This window comes from Mucilaginibacter terrae, from assembly GCF_031951985.1.
Lineage (GTDB): Bacteria > Bacteroidota > Bacteroidia > Sphingobacteriales > Sphingobacteriaceae > Mucilaginibacter > Mucilaginibacter terrae_A.
Window position 1 is genome coordinate 5,153,364 of record NZ_JAVLVU010000001.1, and the last position, 20,894, is coordinate 5,174,257.

The 20,894-nt window shown below is 42.0% G+C and carries 17 protein-coding genes; 16 read left to right on the top strand and 1 reads right to left on the bottom strand.

The annotated features are described in order from the left end of the window. Positions 1-21: 21 nt before the first annotated feature. The 10 genes from QE417_RS22100 to QE417_RS22145 all read left to right on the top strand — a co-directional run bounded on the left by QE417_RS22100 (position 22) and on the right by QE417_RS22145 (position 15,550). Complete coding sequence (locus QE417_RS22100; RefSeq protein WP_311953866.1) at positions 22-1,263, top strand: DUF5000 domain-containing lipoprotein; 1,242 nt, start codon at positions 22-24, stop codon at positions 1,261-1,263. A 23-nt stretch (positions 1,264-1,286) separates the two neighbouring features. Next, positions 1,287-2,519, top strand: coding sequence for a DUF4998 domain-containing protein (locus QE417_RS22105; protein ID WP_311953868.1), 1,233 nt, complete (start codon positions 1,287-1,289; stop codon positions 2,517-2,519). Positions 2,520-2,684: 165 nt separating this feature from the next. Then, positions 2,685-4,625 (top strand): SGNH/GDSL hydrolase family protein, encoded by a 1,941-nt coding sequence (locus QE417_RS22110; protein WP_311953871.1) that lies wholly within the window; start codon positions 2,685-2,687, stop codon positions 4,623-4,625. Between the two features lie 155 nt (positions 4,626-4,780). Next, positions 4,781-7,102 (top strand): glycoside hydrolase family 95 protein, encoded by a 2,322-nt coding sequence (locus tag QE417_RS22115; RefSeq protein ID WP_311953875.1) that lies wholly within the window; start codon positions 4,781-4,783, stop codon positions 7,100-7,102. 130 nt (positions 7,103-7,232) lie between these two features. Next, positions 7,233-9,167, top strand: a complete 1,935-nt coding sequence (locus QE417_RS22120; RefSeq protein WP_311953877.1) for an alpha-galactosidase — start codon at positions 7,233-7,235, stop codon at positions 9,165-9,167. A 20-nt stretch (positions 9,168-9,187) separates the two neighbouring features. Next, positions 9,188-11,389, top strand: a complete 2,202-nt coding sequence (locus tag QE417_RS22125) for an alpha-galactosidase (protein ID WP_311953880.1) — start codon at positions 9,188-9,190, stop codon at positions 11,387-11,389. An 815-nt stretch (positions 11,390-12,204) separates the two neighbouring features. Next, positions 12,205-12,795, top strand: coding sequence for a TetR/AcrR family transcriptional regulator (locus QE417_RS22130; protein ID WP_311953882.1), 591 nt, complete (start codon positions 12,205-12,207; stop codon positions 12,793-12,795). 127 nt (positions 12,796-12,922) lie between these two features. Next, complete coding sequence (locus tag QE417_RS22135; RefSeq protein ID WP_311953885.1) at positions 12,923-13,732, top strand: SDR family NAD(P)-dependent oxidoreductase; 810 nt, start codon at positions 12,923-12,925, stop codon at positions 13,730-13,732. Positions 13,733-13,754: 22 nt separating this feature from the next. Then, positions 13,755-14,525: an SDR family oxidoreductase gene (locus tag QE417_RS22140; RefSeq protein WP_311953887.1), complete on the top strand. Its 771-nt coding sequence runs from the start codon at positions 13,755-13,757 to the stop codon at positions 14,523-14,525. Positions 14,526-14,548: 23 nt separating this feature from the next. Continuing rightward, positions 14,549-15,550 (top strand): NADP-dependent oxidoreductase, encoded by a 1,002-nt coding sequence (locus QE417_RS22145; RefSeq protein WP_311953888.1) that lies wholly within the window; start codon positions 14,549-14,551, stop codon positions 15,548-15,550. A gap of 259 nt (positions 15,551-15,809) precedes the next feature. Here QE417_RS22145 and QE417_RS22150 read toward each other — a convergent pair whose 3' ends face one another. Then, positions 15,810-16,178 (bottom strand): response regulator, encoded by a 369-nt coding sequence (locus tag QE417_RS22150; protein WP_311953890.1) that lies wholly within the window; start codon positions 16,176-16,178, stop codon positions 15,810-15,812. A 242-nt stretch (positions 16,179-16,420) separates the two neighbouring features. Here QE417_RS22150 and QE417_RS22155 point away from each other — a divergent pair, with 242 nt between their 5' ends. The 6 genes from QE417_RS22155 to QE417_RS22180 all read left to right on the top strand — a co-directional run bounded on the left by QE417_RS22155 (position 16,421) and on the right by QE417_RS22180 (position 20,886). After that, positions 16,421-16,780, top strand: a complete 360-nt coding sequence (locus tag QE417_RS22155) for a response regulator (RefSeq protein WP_311953893.1) — start codon at positions 16,421-16,423, stop codon at positions 16,778-16,780. A gap of 77 nt (positions 16,781-16,857) precedes the next feature. After that, entirely contained in the window at positions 16,858-17,925 is a 1,068-nt protein-coding gene (locus QE417_RS22160; protein WP_311953896.1) for a PAS domain-containing sensor histidine kinase, read from the top strand. Positions 17,926-18,476: 551 nt separating this feature from the next. Continuing rightward, entirely contained in the window at positions 18,477-19,085 is a 609-nt protein-coding gene (locus tag QE417_RS22165) for a Crp/Fnr family transcriptional regulator (RefSeq protein ID WP_311953897.1), read from the top strand. A 45-nt stretch (positions 19,086-19,130) separates the two neighbouring features. Further along, complete coding sequence (locus QE417_RS22170) at positions 19,131-19,916, top strand: sulfite exporter TauE/SafE family protein (protein ID WP_311953899.1); 786 nt, start codon at positions 19,131-19,133, stop codon at positions 19,914-19,916. Between the two features lie 2 nt (positions 19,917-19,918). Next, positions 19,919-20,479, top strand: a complete 561-nt coding sequence (locus QE417_RS22175) for a YeeE/YedE family protein (RefSeq protein WP_311953900.1) — start codon at positions 19,919-19,921, stop codon at positions 20,477-20,479. Next, entirely contained in the window at positions 20,476-20,886 is a 411-nt protein-coding gene (locus QE417_RS22180) for a DUF6691 family protein (protein WP_311953903.1), read from the top strand. Before QE417_RS22175 ends, QE417_RS22180 begins: the two co-directional genes overlap by 4 nt. Positions 20,887-20,894: the final 8 nt, after the last annotated feature.

Below are 20,894 nucleotides of genomic sequence, written 5' to 3' on the forward strand. Positions count from 1 at the left end.
ATGCAATAAACAAGCAAGTTTATGAAAGCTGTTAAAAATAAGATATTAAGATTAGGCGTATACCTGCTGGTACTTGCCATGATCTCCCTTGCCGCCTGTAAAAAAATGGAAGGGTATAATACCGGCCCCGTATCTACCGATACCACCAAACCCGGAACAGTAAGCAATGTAAAAGTTACCAATTTTAACGGTGGCGCTTATATTACTTACAACTTGCCTAATTCAAGTAACATACTGTATGTTCAGGGGCAATATAAAATAAACGATAAAACCACCCGTCAAACCAAGTCAAGCTATTACACCGACACCATTTTGGTTGATGGTTTTGCTCAAAGTAAGGATTACGATGTAACCCTGAATGTAGTGAGCCGTGCCAATGTAATGTCGGACCCGGTGGTTGTAAAGGTTCATCCCGATGTTCCGATCTATAAACTGGTTAAGCCAACGGTTAAAATAGTAGCCGATTTTGGTGGAGTGACTATAACTGCCTTAAATCCTAAAAAGAAGGAAATGGGTTACATTTTGCTGGCACTCGATAATTCTACCAATGCCCTTGAGGTGCAAGATCAGCATTACAGTAATTCAGATACGGTGCAATATTCGGTACGCGGGTATGAGGCAAAATCAAGAAGATTTGGTCTTTACGTAACCGACAAATTTGGAAACATATCAGACACAACGTTGATTACCTTGACACCACTGTTTGAAGCCCTGCTGGATAAGAGTAAATTTTCGAGCTACCGCACCAATAGTGATAGTCCTATTGCTTATGGTTGGGATGTGCCGTATTTATGGGACGGTAAAACCGACGGTTATTCAAACGGTTGGCATACAGCTCCAGGTGTACCCGGTCCAATGCAGGTTACGTTCGGCTTGGGCGTATCGGCTCAGTTAAGCAGGTTTATATTGTGGGAAAGGCCGCTGGAATATACCTATGCGCATGGCAACCCACGCGATTTTACCATGTGGGCATCTAATGCAGCATCTCCTCAGGATGTAAGATTGCCAGAGGTGGCAGCAGTAGGCACAGTTGTGGGTGATTGGGTCAATTTGGGAAATTATCGTTTCCCACCTCCGCCATCGGGCCTTACGCCTGGTTTTACCAATGCTGCCGATGAGGATTTTGTTAAAAAAGGAGTCAACTTCAACTTTGCAAGCGGATCGCAACCAGTAAGGTACCTGCGTATGATGGTGCACCGTACATGGTCAAACGGCGACTTTGCACATGCCATGGAAGTTTCAGTTTACGGAAAAGTTCAATAGCACATCTTAATTATAAAAATTACATGAAGAATTTATATAAACTGCTTTTGGCTTTCCTGGTGGGAGTGGCCATTTACAGTTGCAGTAAACAAGACACCGATTTTAAAAACTTTTTGGGCGACAAGGAGATCACTTACCCAGGTATTGTATCAAACGTACGCTCGCGTGCAGGTAATTTGCGTACTGCCCTCGTGTGGAACCCAAGTCCTGATCCAACCGTTAGCCGATACGTAATCTATTGGAATAACCGGGCAGATTCATTGGTAGTTACATCAAATAATCACAACCCGGCCGATACCATTCGTGCCATTGTGCCTAACTTAAACGAGTACATTTACTCCTTTACCATATTTTCATATGATGGTAAGGGAAATCGCTCGGTGCCGTTGAGCGTAAATAATGTGAAAGTATATGGGCCGGTTTACCAAAGTGGTTTACAAAACCGTGCATTTAACGCGGCCAACCCATATGTGGTTAACCCCGATGGCTCTCTTAAACTCAATTTTTTACAACAGGATACAAGCGTTATAACCGTGGGTACAACCATAAGGTACACCAACCGCTCAGGCGTTATTGAGGAGCGTATAATTCCTCGCGATAGCTTGTCTATCACCATACCTAATTATAAGGGAAATACCCAAATTCAATATCGTACTGGTTATTTACCTGAAAAAAGCGCTTTAGACATATTCAACGTATCTAAGTTCGACAACTTTGCTACCATTGCCGATGGGTTGTCTGTTTGTAGTAAATCCTTATTTAAGGAAGTACGCTTGACGGGTGATGCCGGTACCTACAGTTCTGAAACTACCATAAGTAAGCTTTGGGATGGAAGTAACGGTCCACAGGGCTACCCCAACATTTTCCATAGCGATGGAGATCATCGCTTGCCGCATACCATCACTTTTGATATGGGTAAGGTTTACACCGGTTTAAGCCAGGTTGAACAAACCGGGCGCGATTGCTGTAATAACCCCGATCAGTATGAAATTTGGGGTATAGCCGACATAACTAATGCCGCTACAACACTTAATCCTAATGATGCCGGCTGGCCGGCCGAAGCACAGGCAAAAGGCTGGAAGCTTTTGAAAGATGTGAGGCGTACTGATGACGGTCGTGCCGCGCTAAAAATAGCGTTGGATAGCAACCTGCCTCCGGTAAGATACATCAGGGTTCGTATAAAACATGTTACCACCGGCGATAGCTATTACAGTAACATGAGCGAAATGACTTTCTTTAATGATGTATTTAAATAAATAAAAACTATCAGTGTATTAAGGCCGGGCTTTACTGCCCGGCCTTATGCTATTAACGGTTATTTATAAATCATTAAAGAGCATGAATGGACTATAAATTTCATATAAACTCTAATTGTTAATTTGTAATAGTAAAAAAAGTTGAACTTTAATTATGCAAACTTTGTGAAACGGATTTGCGTTGCGGCAGTAATTTTACTGCCTTTTACAGTATTGTATGCCAGTGCACAAAGCAATTACGATAAATGGAAAGGTTTTGAGCGTGTATCCGTTAAGGTAAATAATTTTAACGGGTATTATGTAAAACCTCAACATCCTTTAAAGGGCAACCCGTGGGTTTGGCGGGCATCTTTTCCTGATTGGCATACTGATATTGATAGTATACTTTTAACAAAAGGATTCCATATTGCTTATCTGGATGCCGATAATTTATATGGCAATGCGTTGGCCATGCAAGCCTGGGATGCTTTTTACCGGCAACTTACAGCACAGCTAAACTTATCAGCTAAACCAGCACTCGAAGCTGTGAGCAGGGGAGCTTTATATGCTTTGACATGGGCTAAGCGTAATCCCGATAAGGTAAGCTGTATTTATGCCGAAACGCCCGTTTACGATGTTAAAAGCTGGCCCGGGGGTAAAGGGAAAGGCATTGGCGACAGCGCCGCCTGGAATGAATTTAAATCAATATTTAAGTTTACCGAACAACAGGCACTTGCTTATCATGATAACCCAATTGATAATTTAGAAGGCTTAGCAGCTTTTAAAGTTCCCGTGCTTAATGTAGTTGGGTTATGGGACCAAATAACGCCGCTTGCCGAGAATGCTGCCTTGTTTGTAAGCCGTTACAATGCCTTAGGCGGCCCTGCGACGGTTATACCCGTTACAGCAGGCCCTCAAACCATGAACGGGCATCATATCCCGATACCAAATGTTGAGCAACTGGCTAATTTTATAATAAATAATACCGCCGCTATTGAGCCTTTACCTTATTCAAGGTACATAAATGTTAGGTCGGGCATTGCAAATTTTGAGCGATCTGCTGTGATCAAAAAGAAAGCTGTAGTTGCGTTTTTAGGAGGATCAATAACCTACAACCCTGGCTGGCGGCAAAAGGTATGCACCTATCTTCAGGAGTTTTACCCACAAACCCAATTTCGTTTTATTGCTGCAGGCATTCCTTCATTAGGTAGTTTACCACATGCGTTTCGGTTGCAGCAGGATGTGCTCGATTCGGGTAAGGTGGATCTGCTTTTTTTAGAAGCCGCGGTAAACGATCGAGTTAACGGCACTGATAGTCTTACCCAGGTTCGTGATCTGGAAGGAATTGTAAGGCATGCCAAAAGAGCTAACCCTAATATGGATATTGTGATGATGGAGTTTGCCGACCCTGATAAAAATCATGATTATGACGGGGGGAAAACGCCGGTCGAGGTTACCAACCATGAATTGGTAGCCAATAGTTACGGTTTAGCCTCAATTAATTTGGCTAAAGAGGTGCATGATAAAATAAAGAACAGGGAATTTAGCTGGGATGATGATTTTAAAGACCTTCACCCATCGGTTTTTGGGCAGGAATTATACTTTGCCAACATTAAGGAGTTGTTTGCCATATGCCGTGAGAAAACTGCCCAGGCAACTGTTGTTTACAAACAATTACCCTCAAAGCTAAATAAGTTTAGTTTTGCCAACGGCTCGTATTATACTATTAAAAACGCTAAAACTGACAAAAACTGGAGTTTAAATGCTAACTGGCATCCCACAGATAATACCGGCACCCGTGAAGGATTTGTGAATATTCCGGTGTTGAGTGCTACAACGGCCGGAGCAAGGCTTACACTAAAATTTAAAGGTGATGCCATTGGCATAGCAGTATTATCCGGACCTGATGCCGGAGCGATCAACTATTCAATTGATAATGGGGCTTACAAGCGTTTGTCATTATATACACCCTGGAGCAGTTCTTTGCACTTGCCTTGGTATTTGTTATTGGGGGCGGGGTTGAGTAATACTACCCATAGTTTGAGCATTATAATAGATGATGCTAAACCTGAAGGCAGTTTGGGCAAGGCCTGCCGCATTGTAAATTTTTTGGTAAACAAACCTTGATAGGAGCGGGATTATATCGAAGAATAATCCATCCTGTTTAAAGTTTTATCCATTTTTAAACAAATGGCGGCTTAATATTTTTACCAAAGCCAATTATAAAATCCACTGCCGTCAGTTCGATAAAAAAAGAATGCGGTACAGTTTAAGTATCTCCGATGAAAAAAATTCTATTTAGCCTTATAGTAGTAACTGTAAGTATTCAAAGTAATGCCCAGTCTTTAAAGGTATGGTTTAATAAGCCGGCCTCTCAATGGGAAGAAACATTGCCCTTGGGTAACGGCAGGCTTGGCATGACGCCTACCAGCGGTGTAATTGATGAAAAGATAGTACTCAATGATATAACTTTATGGTCAGGTGCGCCACAGGATGCTAATAATTACGAAGCCTACAAAAGCCTGCCCAAAATAAGGAGCTTACTTGCCGAAGGTAAAAACGACGAGGCGCAAGCACTTATCGACAAGAATTTTATATGCAAGGGCATTGGTTCGGGGGGAGTACCATTTGGCTGTTACCAGATGCTGGGCGATTTGGATATACGTTTTAATTACGCCCAACAACTCAGTGAGGCAGATGTAAAAGAATACTACCGCGAATTATCACTTGATAATGCGGTTGCCAAATGTTCGTATCGTATTGGCGGCGTAACTTACCATCGCGAGTATATAACCAGTTTTGGCACCGATGTTTGCATGGTACGCCTCTGGGCCGATAAACCGGGGCAAATTAGCTGTAATATAAAACTTACCCGTCCCGAAAAATCAAAAACGGATGTTACAAAAAACACGCTTCAAATGGAAGGCGAACTTAACAGCGGCACCGCTGAGCCCGGCATGCAGTATTTGGCCAAAGTGCAGGCCAAACTAACCGGAGGTAAATTAAATGCCAATGGTAATACTCTCGAAATAAAAAACGCCAATGAAGTGGTGCTGTATGTATCGGCATGCACAAATTACAAAAATTCTGCTTATAAAAATTATATAACAAAACAGTTAAATGAGGCTTTTAACGGTAACTATAACCTCCAAAAAAAACAGCATATAACAAAGTATCAAAAGCTTTTTAACCGTGTTAATGTAAAAATAGGCAACAATACGGCAGCTCAGTTGCCAACAAATGAACGTTTGGCAGCATTTCGCACAACGCCCGACAAAGATTTGGCCTTGCCTGTGTTGTTTTATCAGTTTGGCCGCTACCTGTCAATAAGCAGTACCAGGGTAGGTTTGCTTCCGCCTAACCTGCAAGGCTTATGGGCTAATCAAGTACAAACGCCGTGGAACGGCGATTACCATTTGGATGTTAACGTGCAAATGAATCATTGGCCGTTGGAAGTGTCAAACCTATCGGAACTTAATCTACCGCTGGCCGAGTTGGTTAAGGGCATGGTTAAACCCGGAGAGCGCAGCGCCAAAGCCTACTACAATGCTGATGGTTGGGTGGCGCACGTGATAACCAACATATGGGGTTTTACCGAACCGGGCGAAAGCGCATCATGGGGAGTAACCAAATCAGGTTCGGGGTGGTTGTGCAATAATTTATGGGAACATTACGCCTTTTCAGAAGATAAGAATTATCTGAAAACTATTTACCCCATATTAAAAGGATCGGCCATGTTTTACAGCAGCATGCTTATTCACGATCAAAAAACCGGCTGGCTGGTTACATCACCATCATCATCGCCCGAGAACAGCTTTTACCTTCCCAATGGTAAAACTGCCAGTATATGTGAAGGCCCTACAATTGATAATCAAATCATCAGAGAGTTATTTGCCAACGTAATTACCGCTGCTAAAGCTTTAAATACTGACAAGGCATTGGTAAAAAGCCTCGAATATAAGTTGAAACAGCTCCCACCGGCAGGTATGGTAGCTAAAGACGGCCGTTTAATGGAGTGGTTGCATGAATATAAGGAAACTGATCCGCAGCATCGTCATATCTCTCATTTATACGGCTTATTCCCGGCACCGCTTATTACCCCCGAATTAACACCGGAGCTTGCCGAGGCTTGTAAAAAAACCTTGGATGTTAGGGGAGACGATGGCCCAAGTTGGTCAATTGCTTACAAACAACTGTTTTGGGCACGGCTGCACGACGGCAACAGGGCGTACAAACTCTTTAAAGAAATTATGAAACCCACACTTAAAACCGATATTAATTATGGTGCAGGTGGTGGCGTTTACCCCAACCTGCTTTCGGCAGGGCCGCCGTTTCAAATTGATGGCAACTTTGGTGCAGCTGCTGGTATTGCCGAAATGCTTATACAAAGCCATGCAGGTTTTATTGAGTTGTTACCTGCCATACCTGATCAATGGAAAACATCAGGCAGTGTAAGCGGTATAAAGGGTAGGGGGAACGTTACCTTGAGCTTCACCTGGAAGAATGGTAAAGTAACAGCCTACAAAGTCACAGCTCCTGATGCCCGCCGGGTTAAAATAAAGGTTAACGGGGTATTAAAACAAGTAGTAATTACCAAAGCCTGATTTACCTATGATACTAATTAGGAGATTTTTTTTAGTTGCCATTTTTTGCTATTTAGGCTTTCTGTCGTCATTTGCAAAGCAAAAAGATATAAGGCTTGCATTGCAGAAAGCAAACGTTGATATAGTAAAAATGGCGTATGGGAAAGCCGGGTTAATAACATATAATCTTAAAACAGGCACATATAGCGTTACTGATAATGGACATAGCTATATCAGTAGTGCTTTTGCAAACCTGAAGTTGAATGATGATACCCTTTCATCAACCGGCAGCTTTAGCCGTAAGTATAGCAAGACCGTTATTTCGAACGGATTTGGCAAAGGAACCAGGCATGTTATCACATTAACCGCAAGCGGAATGCCATTGTTGCAACAAATATTTTATACCTATCCAGGCCGCAATTATTTTTTTGTGCAATTAAAAGTTACCGGCAAGCAATTGACAAGTAATTATATGTCGCCGCTTGTAGCCCGGTTTACATCATTAGGTAAAGGAGAGCGTAGCATTTTTATGCCATTTGATAATGATACTTTTATAAGCTACAATGCTAAAGATTTAAATAAAGGAGTTACCAATACCAGCGCTGAAGTTGGCTTGGTTTACAATTCCGAAAAAAATGGCATCATAGCCGGTTCGGTTGAGCATGAACTTTGGAAAACAGGTGTAAGCGTAGCCAATTTAACCAATGCGCACAATTTAAAAGTATGGGCCGGATATGCCGACAAGGATGTAACGCGCGATACCGTGCCTCATGGTATAGTAAAAGGAACCGTACTGCAATCGCCCTTAATGATGGTTGGCTATTTTGCCGATTGGCGCAAAGGATTGGAGGAGTACGGAAAGTGTAACCGAATTGCCGAACCACCATATGTATTCAATTGGACCAAGGCAACCCCCATTGGCTGGAATAGCTGGGGCGTACTGCAGGATAAGCTTACTTATGATAAAGCTGTTGAAGTAACCAATTTTTTTGCCGACAGTCTTAAAGCTTTCCGCTCAGGCAGTACCGCTTATATAGATTTAGATGCCTACTGGGACTTTTTAAAACAAGGCGATGATTTTAGTAAATTAAAAGAATTTGCAGATTACTGTAAAAGTAAAGGCTTACAACCCGGCGCATACTGGGCGCCTTTTACCGATTGGGGCCATAAAAGTGGCGGCAGCCGTAAAGCCGAAGGAAGCGATTACACCTATGCTGAGTTATGGACCAAAACAGGCAGGGGATATCATGATATTGATGGCGCGAGGGCATTAGATCCAACGCATCCGGGTACAAAAAAACGTATAGATTACTTTATAGATCATTTAAAGGCATGTGGTTTTAAAATGATCAAGATCGACTTTTTAGGTCATGCGGCCATAGAGGCCAAGCAGTTTCATGACCCTGCGGTTACTACAGGCATGCAGGCGTTTCGTGTGGGCATGGAGTATCTGGTTAACAGGATGGATAATCAAATGCTTATTTATGCGGCTATATCGCCCAATATAGCTACCGGTCGGTATGTACACAGCAGGCGTGTGGCTTGCGATGCCTTTAAAACCATCGAACATACTAAGTACACGCTTAATAGTCTTAGCTATGGCTGGTGGCAAACATATGTTTACAATTTTATAGATGCCGATCATGTGGTGTTTGCCAATGAGCCAATTGGCGCCAACAGGGCAAGGCTGCTATCTGCACTAATTACCGGTACATTTATTACAGGAGACGACTTTTCGGCAAATGGGGTTTGGAAAGAACGGGCAAAGCAATTTTACCAAAGTAAAGCACTGCTTAAAGTATTAAAAAGCGGCAAAGCTTTCCAGCCGGTAGATGCCGCTACAGGTATTGGCGCGTCAACTGCTTTTTGGCGCAGGGATGGTAATGAATTTTACCTGGCCGTTTTTAATTACGATAAAGAAGCACAGCATCATGATATAACCTTTGCTGAATTAGGCATCGATCCGAGAGATATCAGGCAATGCACTGAAATACTGCAAGACAAAAGCTTTGCGTATAGTAATAAGCTAAGCATCGACATTGCCGGTGCAGATGCGGCACTCTACAAGTTTAATCTGAACAAATAATTTTTACATCTACCTTTAGCATGACCATAAAGCAGCATTTTACCTACCTAAAATTCACGATCATTCTGATAGCTACATTTGGTAAGCTCTCGGCCCAGGTAATTACCATTCCTATCGAAACTTCGAGCAAGGCTGTTGTGCTTCAGGTTGGTGCCGATAAGCAGTTGCGTACCATTTACATGGGGCAAAAGTTAGCCGATAGCAAAGAGTACGAAAGTATATCCAATGAGTACAAGCAAACTGAAGATCATGCTGGTTTGCTCAATTCGGCTTATACACCTTCGGGGGCACGGAATTTGGTTGAGCCGGCCATTACCGTAACACATACTGACGGCAATCAATCTCTTGACCTGCGGTACGTTAGTCATGAAGTAAAAACTGTAAGCGAAGGTGTTTCTTTGCTTACAGTTACATTACAAGATAATGTTTATAATTTTTACGTAACGCTGTGTTATAAATCGTACAACAAAAATGATGTAATTGAGCAATGGAGTATAATAAGGCATAATGAAAAGAGCAGCGTAACCTTGCAGAAATTTGCTTCTGCCAACTTGCATATAAAGGGCAATGGCTTTTGGTTAAAGCAGTTTCATGGCGATTGGGCTAAAGAGATGCAGCCCGAAGAATCGAAGCTTACGCATGGCATCAAAACAATCGACTCCAAATTAGGTACACGTGCAAATTTATTTATGCCATCAGTGTTTGCCATATCTATGGGCAGTCCGGCACATGAGGATGAAGGAAGTGTGCTTTTAGGTGGCTTGGAATGGAGCGGCAATTTTAAGGTGGATTTTGAAGTTGATAACCAGGATAACTTACGGCTTATTGCCGGAATGAATAATTACGCCTCTGCTTATAAACTTAAAGCGGGCGATGAATTTGCTACCCCGCCGCTGGTTTATACCCTGTCAAACCAGGGAACTGGTTATGCCAGCCGAAACCTACAAAGCTGGGCCCGTAACTTTAAAATATTAGAAGGCAAGGGTAACAGGCTAACATTGCTGAATAATTGGGAAGCCACCTACTTTGATTTTAACGAGCAAAAGCTTGGTGAGTTACTTAAAGATACCCGCAAACTGGGGGTGGACTTATTTTTACTTGATGATGGCTGGTTTGGCAATAACTATCCCCGTAATGGCGACAATGCTGGTTTGGGCGATTGGCAGGAAAACCGCAAAAAACTACCTAACGGCATTGCCTCAATTGCCAGGCAGGCAGCAGCAGATGGTGTGAAATTTGGAATATGGATTGAACCTGAGATGGTTAATCCTAAGAGCAATCTGTATAAAAATCATCCCGATTGGGTGGTTAAGCAACCTAAGCGCGACGAGTATTATTTTAGAAATCAGCTGGCTTTGGATCTAAGCAACCCTAAGGTACAGGATTTTGTATATCACATCGTCGATTCTTTGTTTATTAAAGCACCATCGCTTGCTTATATAAAATGGGATTGTAATGCTGTTATTTACAATGCCTATTCTGTGTACCTCAAAAGCGAGCAATCTAATTTTTATGTTGAATATGTACGCGGACTGTATAAGGTTTTGCAAAAAATTAGGGCTAAGTACCCAACAGTTCCTATTATGCTTTGCTCAGGTGGCGGCGGCCGCGTTGATTACGGCGCTTTGCAGTACTTTACCGAGTTTTGGCCAAGTGATAATACTGATCCTATGGAGCGAATATTTATTCAATGGAACTATTCTTATTTTTATCCTGCAATTGCTACATCAGCCCACGTTACTGATTGGGGCAAGCAGCCTATAAAATTCCGTACTGATGTGGCCATGATGGGTAAGCTTGGATTTGACATCGTACTGGACAAGTTAAGCTCTTCTGATATGCAGTTTTGCCAGCAAGCTGTTGTGAATTATAACAGTATAAAAGAAGTGATATGGCATGGTGACCAATACCGTCTCCGTAGTCCTTATGAGCATAACATGGCGTCGATGATGTATGTAGACGAAGCCAAAACCTCGGCGGTTATATTTAATTACCTGGTAAATAACAGGTATGGTGAAAGCAGTAGATTACCTGTTAAACTAAAAGGACTTGACCCCCAAAAGCGCTACCGGATAGAGGAGGTCAATGTCTATCCCGGTACACGAACCAGTATAAATTCAAATTTTCAACTTTCAGGTGATTTTTTGATGAACGTTGGTATTAATCCCGATGTAAACGCACAGCGCACCAGCGTTATTTTGAAAATAGTTCAGGTTAAATAGCGTTTCAAAAGCACAGATGGTTTCTATTCCTTTACGATAGATGAATGCTCCAATACATAACAGCGCATATCCTTTGATTTATGTAACTTAACTAACCTTTAACGATCATAATTTCATCCAATATGCCTTATTCGCCGGATACCTGCAGGTATGTCAGAGCAGATTAAAAATAAGATCATGCAGCCCTTCTATAGACGAACCCGATCCCGGTAAAAGGAACAGGCTTGGGACGCTCACTGAATTGCGGTATCATCGTTAAGGTTCATAACGGTGACGAAAGCCAGAAAAGGATATTTATGGCCTTTAAAATTACGTCACCTATATAGTAAAATTAAAGCAGTCAATAACGACATCCTAACCAAACCGGAAGCCTAAATAGATGCCTATCTGAATGATCAAAAAGCTTTAGTAAATGGTTTGCCCTCGGTCAATAATATCGCTGATCAGTTGAGTCTGACACTCAGGTATCTGAGTGATCTGCTGCGTAATTTAACCGGTCAAACCACGCAACAGTTTATCCACGGAATAATGATCGATAAAGCCAAAGAATATCTTCATTGATCCATCACTTGTCGTCATGCAAATTCACTGTTGAGGGGATAAGAACCGCTTTGGATAAAACTTTAAGCACCTTTAGTTATTTTATTCGATCATGCGCAAGTTTGATGAATGGAGTACCTGTAACCTGATTTCATTATAGCTGGCTATTAAAGCGGGACGTATATTGTCACGGCATGATCAAAAACGATGGTACAACTAAAAAGCTTTTACATTATATACTTTTTAGTATATTTTTGTATCGTAATCAAAACGCCATGTTGACGAAAGCAGAGAGAACAAAACAGTTTATTTTAGAGACCGCAGCTCCAATTTTTAATCAAAAGGGAATTTCGGGAGCCAACATTGACGATGTACTGGATGCCGCTAAATTAACCAAGGGCTGCCTTTACGGGCATTTTGAAAATAAGGAGGATCTGGCCTTACAGGTTGTTGATCACATGCTTGTCAATAATGGTGAAAAAATGATGGCAACAATTAGTAAAGGCAAAACAGCCAAAGCCAAAGTGTTTGCCTTTCTTGATTTTTATAAGGACCCATTGAATACTCATTTGAAAGGCGGCTGTCCTATTTTTAACATTGCTGTAGAATCTGATGATAATTTCCCGGTCATCAAAGAGAAGATCGCGGGTGTAATCAGGAATGGTCAAAACATCTTTATCAGTATCTTAAACCAAGGCATACAAGCAGGTGAATTTTCTGCAACCCTTGATCCGGCTGTATATGCGTTTAAGGCGGTAGCTGCTGTAGAAGGTGGCTTGGTAATGTGCAGGGCAATTAATAGTGCCAAACCTATGGCGGGCCTAATTAAAAGTCTTAAGGCGGAGTTAGAAGCTTATGTAAGCTAAGTTTTTAATGACGATATAGTACACTAAAAGTATCTTATTGGTCTAAATAACTAAGTTTTTCGATTCATAAACCGGAATTTAAATCGTTCGATTAAAATATACTAAAAAGTCTAAAATATAAGAAACTATGCAATCTAATAAAACCATATTGGTCACTGGTGCCTCATCAGGCATCGGGCTGCTTGTAGCCAGCAAACTGCACGAAAACGGTTACCACGTGATCGGCACAAGTCGTGACCCCAAAAAGCATCAGGCAAAATTGCCATTTAAGGTACTGCCGTTAGATTTGAATGATGACCATTCGATAGCGTGTTTTGGCAAGTTGCTGTTTAGTGAGGTTGAACAGTTAGATGTACTGATAAATAATGCTGGTTACCTGGTAAACGGGCTTGCCGAAGAAACCTCTATTGAGTTAGGTAAGCAACAATTTGAAACAAACTTTTGGGGAACGATCAAATTGACCAACGAATTGCTGCCCTATTTCAGGAAACAGAAAGATGGAAAAATAATTACCATTGGTTCCCTGCTGGGTTTGGTAGGGTTGCCAAATGTATCCTATTATGCAGCATCTAAACATGCCCTCGAAGGTTACTTTAAGTCGTTACGTTTCGAATTGGCCCAGTTTAATATTAAGGTGGTTATGGTTGAGCCAATGAGTTTTAAAACCAGTATTGGCGAAAGCGGAACTGTTGCCGCAGGAACGATCAAAGACTATGACATGTTAAGGCAAAGAGTGACTGCTTATACTAAAACTACATTTGATAAGGCACCCCAACCCACACCGGTCATAACTACCTTATTGCAAGCAGTTAAAGAAAAAAATCCTAAGTTTAACTATCCAGTAGGAAAAGGCTCGTCATTCATACTCTTGCTTCAGCACTTCGCTTATAAAACTTTTGAGAGGTCGATCCTAAGATCAGTTAACTCATCAAAATAGTATCAACGTAAGAAACTTAGTTATGCAATTGAAAGGAAAAACTGTATTAATTACCGGTGGTGCATCAGGTATAGGGCTGGAAGCCGCAAAGCAATTTATAGCGAAAGATGCAAAAGTTATCATTACTGGTCGTAACCAGGAAAAAATAGATGCCACATTAAAAAGCCTGCCAGGCATCACAGCAATTAAAAGTGATGTTTCGGATGCAGGTGAAGCGCGGCTGTTGTTTGAGCAGGTGAGGTTATTGGGTGGTATAGATATTTTATATAATAACGCGGGCGTATTAACCACGCCAATTAACCTGGGCATGGCAGATGACCGTCATTTTGACGATGCCGCCTATGAGATCAATGTCAATTACCTATCGGTGGTAAGGCTCAATGATCTTTTTATGGACATGCTTAAATCCCGGAAAGAAAGTGCTATAATCAATACCACTTCCCTGTTAAGCTACGTACCTGCTATACTGGAGGCCACTTACTCTGCATCGAAGGTGGCATTGCAATTTTACACCCGAACGCTAAGAAAACATTTGGAGATCCTGAATAGTAACGTGAAGGTTTTTGAATTACTGCCGCCTTTGGTGGCTACCGAAATGACGGCTGCCAGAGACGATAAAAAAATGACCCCTGAAAAAATGGTGAATGAACTGATTGCCGGGCTTGAAAATGACCGATTGACTATTCGAGTGGGTGATAGTAAGACGGTCTATTTACTCAACCGCTTTTTTCCAAAGCTGGCCTTCAGCCTGGTCAACCCGAAGAGAAGTTACGAACTCCTGATTCATAATTAATAACTCACTCTAAAATTGATACAATGAAAGCATTTATTATAGATAAATACAAAAGCAAAGATGGTGGCCGTATTGGCGAGGTGCCTGTACCGGAACCCAAGGCAGGCGAGGTACTGGTGGAAATTTATGCCACCGGCATTAACCTGCTCGATTCGAAGATCAGAAGCGGCGAGTTCAAGATCATCTTACCTTACAAAATACCTTTTATTTTAGGGCATGATTTGGCAGGCGTAGTTACCAAAGTTGGTATCGGTGTGCGCCGCTTTAAAGTGGGCGATGAGGTGTACGCAAGGCCGGCCGATCACCATATTGGCACATTTGCTGAATTTATTGCCGTAAAAGAGGCCGACCTGGCGCTGAAACCGAGCGATCTTTCTATGGAGGAAGCTGCATCTGTACCGCTTGTAGGGCTTACCGCATGGCAGGCACTCATCGAAAAAGGCAATCTTAAAAGAGGGCAGAAGGTGTTTATACAAGCCGGTTCGGGTGGTGTAGGTACCTTTGCTATTCAATTGGCAAAACACTTGGGTGCAACTGTAGCAACCACTACAAGTGCAGCTAATACGCAACTGGTAAAAAACCTTGGGGCAGATGTGGTGATCGATTACCGGAAAGATGATTTCGAAAAAATACTGAGCGGGTATGACCTGGTATTGAATAGCCAGAATGCTAAAACACTGGAAAAATCCTTACGCATTTTAAAACCAGGCGGTAAACTTATTTCTATCTCGGGCCCGCCCGACCCGGAGTTTGCAGCGGAGATCGGTGCTGCCTGGTACGTTAAACTGTTTATGCGCATTTTGAGTGCCACAACGCGTAAAAAAGCAAAGAAGCTTAATGTCGATTATTCTTTTCTCTTCATGAAGGCCAATGGTAGTCAGCTTGCAGATATCACATCCCTCATCAATGCCGGCATCATCAGGCCGGTCATGGATAAAGTATTTCCTTTCCAGGCAATAAAGGAAGCGATCACTTATGTGGAAAGCGGACGCGCTAAAGGCAAAGTGGTAGTTAAGGTCAAATAAGTATATGATCAGAATAACAAACCCTAAAGCAGTAAGCTGCCTTGGGCAAAGGTAGCTTTACAACTATGTTATCACGATTTTAACCATTTACGGAGCTAAGGAATAGCTTTTTGGTTCCCCAGTTCATCACGCACGTAATTTTCAGGTAATTGAGCTTTACTTTAACATTGTCGTTAGAGTAAGGCTCAATCTGTAAGACCATTCCTGTAAGTCAATAACCTAATGATCAGCCGGCCATTATCATACAACTATTTTAAGATCATGCGTATTTAAACACCTCCTGAACGAGTTGCTCGATATCAAATGGTTTTGATATGTAGTGATCAGCCTTGCAATCCTTTTCATGACTGGTGTGCCAGCCGTGAGTTGCGGAAACTATGATGATCGGGGTAGCCGAAGTTTGAGGTGTAGCTTTTAAGGCTTTGCATATATCGCGGCCATCCATGTCGCCTATCATTACATCCAGTAGAATGATATCCGGTGAAAATGACGCTACCAAAGTGCTGACATCCCTTCCATTATTGGCGGTGAGAACATCACACCCTGCTGACTCTAAAACCATAGAGATGATCTCTAATATATCGTCATCATCATCTACTACTAATACTCTTTTTCTTTTATCGGGCATTACTCAGCAAGGTATAAATTATCAACTGAATTAGGTTGCAATAGTTTTGTTCAACTGCATTTATACTTTCTCGCCAGCTTTAGAACTGTCTGCGATATGATACGCCTTGATTTAATATTGGTCAAGCAACGGTTGTAGTTTTAAATAGCCTGCATAAATGTGCAATAGATCATAAATGTGATATCGCCTAAACGTAGAAACTGGAAACATTTTTTCTTAGTGGTTAATATAGCTTTGAGTGTATGAAACGTATCCTTGTAATTGACGATGATGAAGACCTGCTGGATATTTTCAGCATTTTATTTCGTGATGCAGGTTATAATGTTATAACTTCGAATCACAGTGATACAGCGAACGAGATACAGGAGATCGGACCGGATCTCGTTATCCTGGATATCCGGATCAGCGGCTCGCCACATACCGGTGAAGATATTTGCAGGAATATCAAGCAAAAATTCAAAAGTGCTAAGATTCCTGTGTTTCTGATCTCTGCCGAAACAGATATCAGCGAGATCGCCTTCAGGTGCGGTGCTGACAGATTCGTAACAAAACCGTTTGATATTCCCAGTCTGCTTATGGAGATCAGGAAATTTTTAAAATAAGTTATCTCGCTGCACCTTTATGCCTGAAGCAGCATTTCGGGGGGCTAATTTAATAGTATCTTTGCCGAAATTTCTCCATGGAACAGGATCAAACCTTATACGTTTCGCAGGAACATCTGGACATTGCATTAAACCATGCCAAACTCGGTTTTTGGGAGCTGGAGCTTGAAAGCACAATGATGATCTGCACGCCTCAATGTAAGATTAACGTTGGTGCCGGCGACAAACCTACCGTAAGCTATGAGGATTTGATCAACTCCATTATTCCTGAAGACAGGGAGAAAATGCAAGCTGATGTATCTGCTGCATTGGTGCCCGGCGGAGGCACTTATCACTCACAGTACAGGGTAATTCATCCTGACGGAAGCCTGCATTGGATAGAAGCAAACGGAAAGGTTCTTTACCTTAATGAAAAACCTTATCGTATGGTAGGCACCACGCTCGATATTACCGGTAAGAAAGACATTGAGATGCTTAAAGATGAGTTGCTTAGTTTTGCTACTCATGAACTTAAAACCCCCGTTACGGTTATTAAAGGATACCTGCAAATACTTCACGCTTTTATCGAAAAAACCGGCAACATCAAGTATGCCGAACTTTCAAAAAAAAGTTTGGCTGCAACGGAAAGAATGACCAAGCTTTTAGGGGAGATCGCCGCTCCTGCAAATCGAAGAGGGGATCAGATCATATTACAAAAACAGCAGTTTGACGTTTGCGCGCTTTTGATAGAAACTGTTGCCAGCATCAATATGGTTAATCCTCAAACCCTGTTGAACCTCAATGCTTCAGGCCCTGTCTTCGTTACGGCTGATCGTGACCGTATCAGCCAGGTACTCATCAACCTGTTGAATAATGCCATTAAATTCTCGCCAGAATTGTCGGAAATCAATATACAGGTTGAGCAAGATGAAGATCAGGTAAAGATCAGTATTCGTGACCGCGGAATTGGGATGTTAGAAACGGAACATACTAAAATATTTCAGAAATATTTCAGATCAGAAAATGTTAAAAATAATGTGGAGGGTTCGGGTATAGGCCTTTACCTGTCCAGCGAGATCATCACGCGCCATGGGGGACGTATCTGGGTGGAACAACCTGACGATAGATGCGGGAGTATATTCATCTTCACCATCCCCAAAGCTTAGTTACAAACGGACACTGACTTTCCTGTCCTGTTGATCGTGTAACATTTTCAGAGCGTCTGTTATATTGTTGCAAATTTTAGATGTTTCTTTAACACAAACTTGCCTAAGAAAACCAGGCAGCGTGGTGGCTGAAAATTTCTATTTCTACAATTTAGGTAAACGTAAATTTTATTGCCTGTGGCTGATCTTAAAAATTTATTTTAGAAGCATGTTTAGTGCGCAGACAAAATATGCAGGGTTTATCATCGGTGCGCTATTTGTATTGACTGTGCCACTATCTGCCTGGGCACAACATAATGGTATCTAACAAGCAAAAAAGGATTACAATGAGGGCGACTACACGGCGTCGTTGAAAATTGCGCTTAACGTCTATCGGTCAGGTACGCAAACTAAACACCCTCAGACTATTGCCGATGCCGGTAACTTGATCGGTCTAATCCGCCTTGCGCAGGCTCAACCAGCAGATCCGGATCATTTTACAAAACCTTATCCTAAGTCTTCGATTGATATTACTGGTAAAGATCTTCACGCTATTATCTTATTTTTGTACCATGAAACTGTTTGGATCTGTATTGGAGCAACAACTTCAAGCCAATAGCCAGCTCAAAATACTGCCTGCCGGTACCATATTGATGCGATCCAATAGTTTTGTTCGCGCAATACCCATACTGTTATCTGGGAGTATGCGGGTGATACGACAGGAGGACGAAGGTCGCGAGATCTTACTTTACTACATTCAGCCAGGTGAAAGTTGCATCATGTCTTTTCTGGCCGGAATACATGAAGATACCAGTAAAGTTAAATTGGTAGTTGAAGAAGATTCAGAAGCCTTGATGTTACCTGTAGCGAAAGCCAGCGAGTGGATAAAGATCTATCCCGAGTGGGCCGATTTTATCTTTAAACTTTATCACCGGCGTTTTGAAGAGCTGCTGGACGTAATTAATGCGGTGGCCTTTCAGAAACTTGACGATCGGATAGTTTCGCTTTTAAAAAGAAAAGCCAGCGTTTATGGCTCGAGCGAATTCAGTGTTACCCATCAGCAACTGGCAGAAGAATTAGGTACTACCCGGGAGGTTGTATCCCGCCTGCTCAAACAAATGGAAAAACAACAACTTATAAAGCTCGCCCGAAATAAGATCACGTTAATTACCGCTCTGTAACATAGGTCACCAACTGGTGTTTCTCCATAAGCTACCTTTGTTGCCATGGAAATAGCAGGATATGTGGCCGCACTTTTAATAGGTTTATCATTAGGCCTTATTGGCGGCGGTGGTTCCATTTTAACAGTGCCTATCCTCGTTTACTTTTTTAAGATCGACGCGCTGACAGCTACCGTTTACTCACTTTTTATTGTGGGTTTTACCAGTTTGGCTGGTGCCATTAGTCATTATCAAAAAGGAAATGTCAATTTCAGAGTAGCTTTTTTATTTGGATTTCCTTCCCTGGTATCTGTTTTCATCATGAGGAAATGGTTAATGCCCGCTATTCCACACCATTTGATGAATATTGCGTCTTTTGAACTTACCAAGCCGCTATTGCTTATGTTAGTATTTGCTATGTTAATGGTAGCAGCTTCGGTAAGTATGGTGCGTAACAAACAGGTTACTGCCAACGATGAACCTCCAAATCACACCATTCTTTTTATCCAGGGGCTACTTGTAGGGGTCATTACCGGTTTCGTGGGTGTTGGCGGCGGCTTTCTGATCATACCCTCGTTGATCAAATTTGCCGCATTGCCCATGCGAAAGGCAGTAGGTACCTCCTTAATGATCATGTCCATCAGTTCCCTGCTTGGCGTCGTGGGCGATGTAAGCCGGCAGGCAACTATAAATTATAATTTTTTAATTTCATTTTCAGCTTTTACCATAACCGGAATCATTGTTGGCGCTTATTTTACAAAGTTTATCAATGATGCAAAACTAAAACCCGTATTCGGGTGGTTCGTGCTGTTCATGGGGATATTTGTATTCTTCACAACTTTAATTAAATAAAAATGGATTTTATTAAACATCCCTGGCCCTGGTATGTGGCCGGGCCGCTTATAGGACTTATCGTACCAGCATTGCTATTATTGGGCAACAAAACTTTTGGTATATCTTCTTCGCTCAGGCATATCTGTGCTGCCTGCATCCCGGCAAATATTTCATTTTTTAAATATGATTGGAGGAAAGAAAGCTGGAACCTGTTTTTTGCAGCGGGTATCGTGCTTGGAGGGTTTATAGCTAATTATTTTTTGTCCTATTCTGCACCTGTCAAAATCAATCCAGCCACAGTTGTATTACTCAAGCAGCAAGGTGTAAAGGATTTTAATGGATTATTACCGCACGATATATTCAGCTTAAAAGAATTATTTACACTAAGGGGATTTGTATTTATTGTAATAGGAGGTTTTCTGGTGGGTTTTGGTACCCGTTATGCAGGCGGCTGCACATCAGGCCATGCCATTATGGGCATCTCCTCGTTGCAATTGCCATCGCTGGTGGCTACCTGTTGCTTTATGATCGGTGGCTTTGTAATGACCTGGTTTATTTTGCCTTATTTACTGCAGCTATGAAAAATATCAAATTCATCATAATGGGCCTGCTGTTCGGTATTATCCTCGTTAAATCAGAAGTGATCTCTTGGTTCCGCATACAGGAAATGTTCCGTTTGCAATCATTTCATATGTACGGCGTAATCGGTAGCGCCATTTTGGTAGGGCTCATTTCTATTCAACTCATCAGGCGGTTCAAGCTAAAGACGGTTAACCAGGAGCCTGTCGTCATCCCCAAAAAAAAGTTTCATTGGGGCAATGTTTATGGTGGTTTAATATTTGGATTAGGCTGGGCCATTACCGGGGCGTGTCCGGGGCCGCTTTTTGCGGAGATAGGCAGTGGCTTTGGGGTGATCGTGGTAACGCTTTTAAGCGCCATTGCCGGAACGTGGATTTACGGTGTATTACGTGAAAGGTTACCTCATTAATTATTGAA

Excerpts from the sequence above, each read along its gene's own strand:
- QE417_RS22140 (WP_311953887.1), top strand. The coding sequence starts at position 13,755 with ATGCAATTGAAAGGAAAAACTGTATTAATTACCGGTGGTGCATCAGGT.
- QE417_RS22145 (WP_311953888.1), top strand. The coding sequence starts at position 14,549 with ATGAAAGCATTTATTATAGATAAATACAAAAGCAAAGATGGTGGCCGT.
- QE417_RS22150 (WP_311953890.1), bottom strand. The coding sequence starts at position 16,178 with ATGCCCGATAAAAGAAAAAGAGTATTAGTAGTAGATGATGATGACGAT.
- QE417_RS22105 (WP_311953868.1), top strand. The coding sequence starts at position 1,287 with ATGAAGAATTTATATAAACTGCTTTTGGCTTTCCTGGTGGGAGTGGCC.
- QE417_RS22170 (WP_311953899.1), top strand. The coding sequence starts at position 19,131 with ATGGAAATAGCAGGATATGTGGCCGCACTTTTAATAGGTTTATCATTA.
- QE417_RS22100 (WP_311953866.1), top strand. The coding sequence starts at position 22 with ATGAAAGCTGTTAAAAATAAGATATTAAGATTAGGCGTATACCTGCTG.
- QE417_RS22135 (WP_311953885.1), top strand. The coding sequence starts at position 12,923 with ATGCAATCTAATAAAACCATATTGGTCACTGGTGCCTCATCAGGCATC.
- QE417_RS22120 (WP_311953877.1), top strand. The coding sequence starts at position 7,233 with ATGGCGTATGGGAAAGCCGGGTTAATAACATATAATCTTAAAACAGGC.
- QE417_RS22130 (WP_311953882.1), top strand. The coding sequence starts at position 12,205 with ATGTTGACGAAAGCAGAGAGAACAAAACAGTTTATTTTAGAGACCGCA.
- QE417_RS22165 (WP_311953897.1), top strand. The coding sequence starts at position 18,477 with ATGAAACTGTTTGGATCTGTATTGGAGCAACAACTTCAAGCCAATAGC.
- QE417_RS22175 (WP_311953900.1), top strand. The coding sequence starts at position 19,919 with ATGGATTTTATTAAACATCCCTGGCCCTGGTATGTGGCCGGGCCGCTT.
- QE417_RS22180 (WP_311953903.1), top strand. The coding sequence starts at position 20,476 with ATGAAAAATATCAAATTCATCATAATGGGCCTGCTGTTCGGTATTATC.
- QE417_RS22155 (WP_311953893.1), top strand. The coding sequence starts at position 16,421 with ATGAAACGTATCCTTGTAATTGACGATGATGAAGACCTGCTGGATATT.
- QE417_RS22115 (WP_311953875.1), top strand. The coding sequence starts at position 4,781 with ATGAAAAAAATTCTATTTAGCCTTATAGTAGTAACTGTAAGTATTCAA.
- QE417_RS22160 (WP_311953896.1), top strand. The coding sequence starts at position 16,858 with ATGGAACAGGATCAAACCTTATACGTTTCGCAGGAACATCTGGACATT.
- QE417_RS22125 (WP_311953880.1), top strand. The coding sequence starts at position 9,188 with ATGACCATAAAGCAGCATTTTACCTACCTAAAATTCACGATCATTCTG.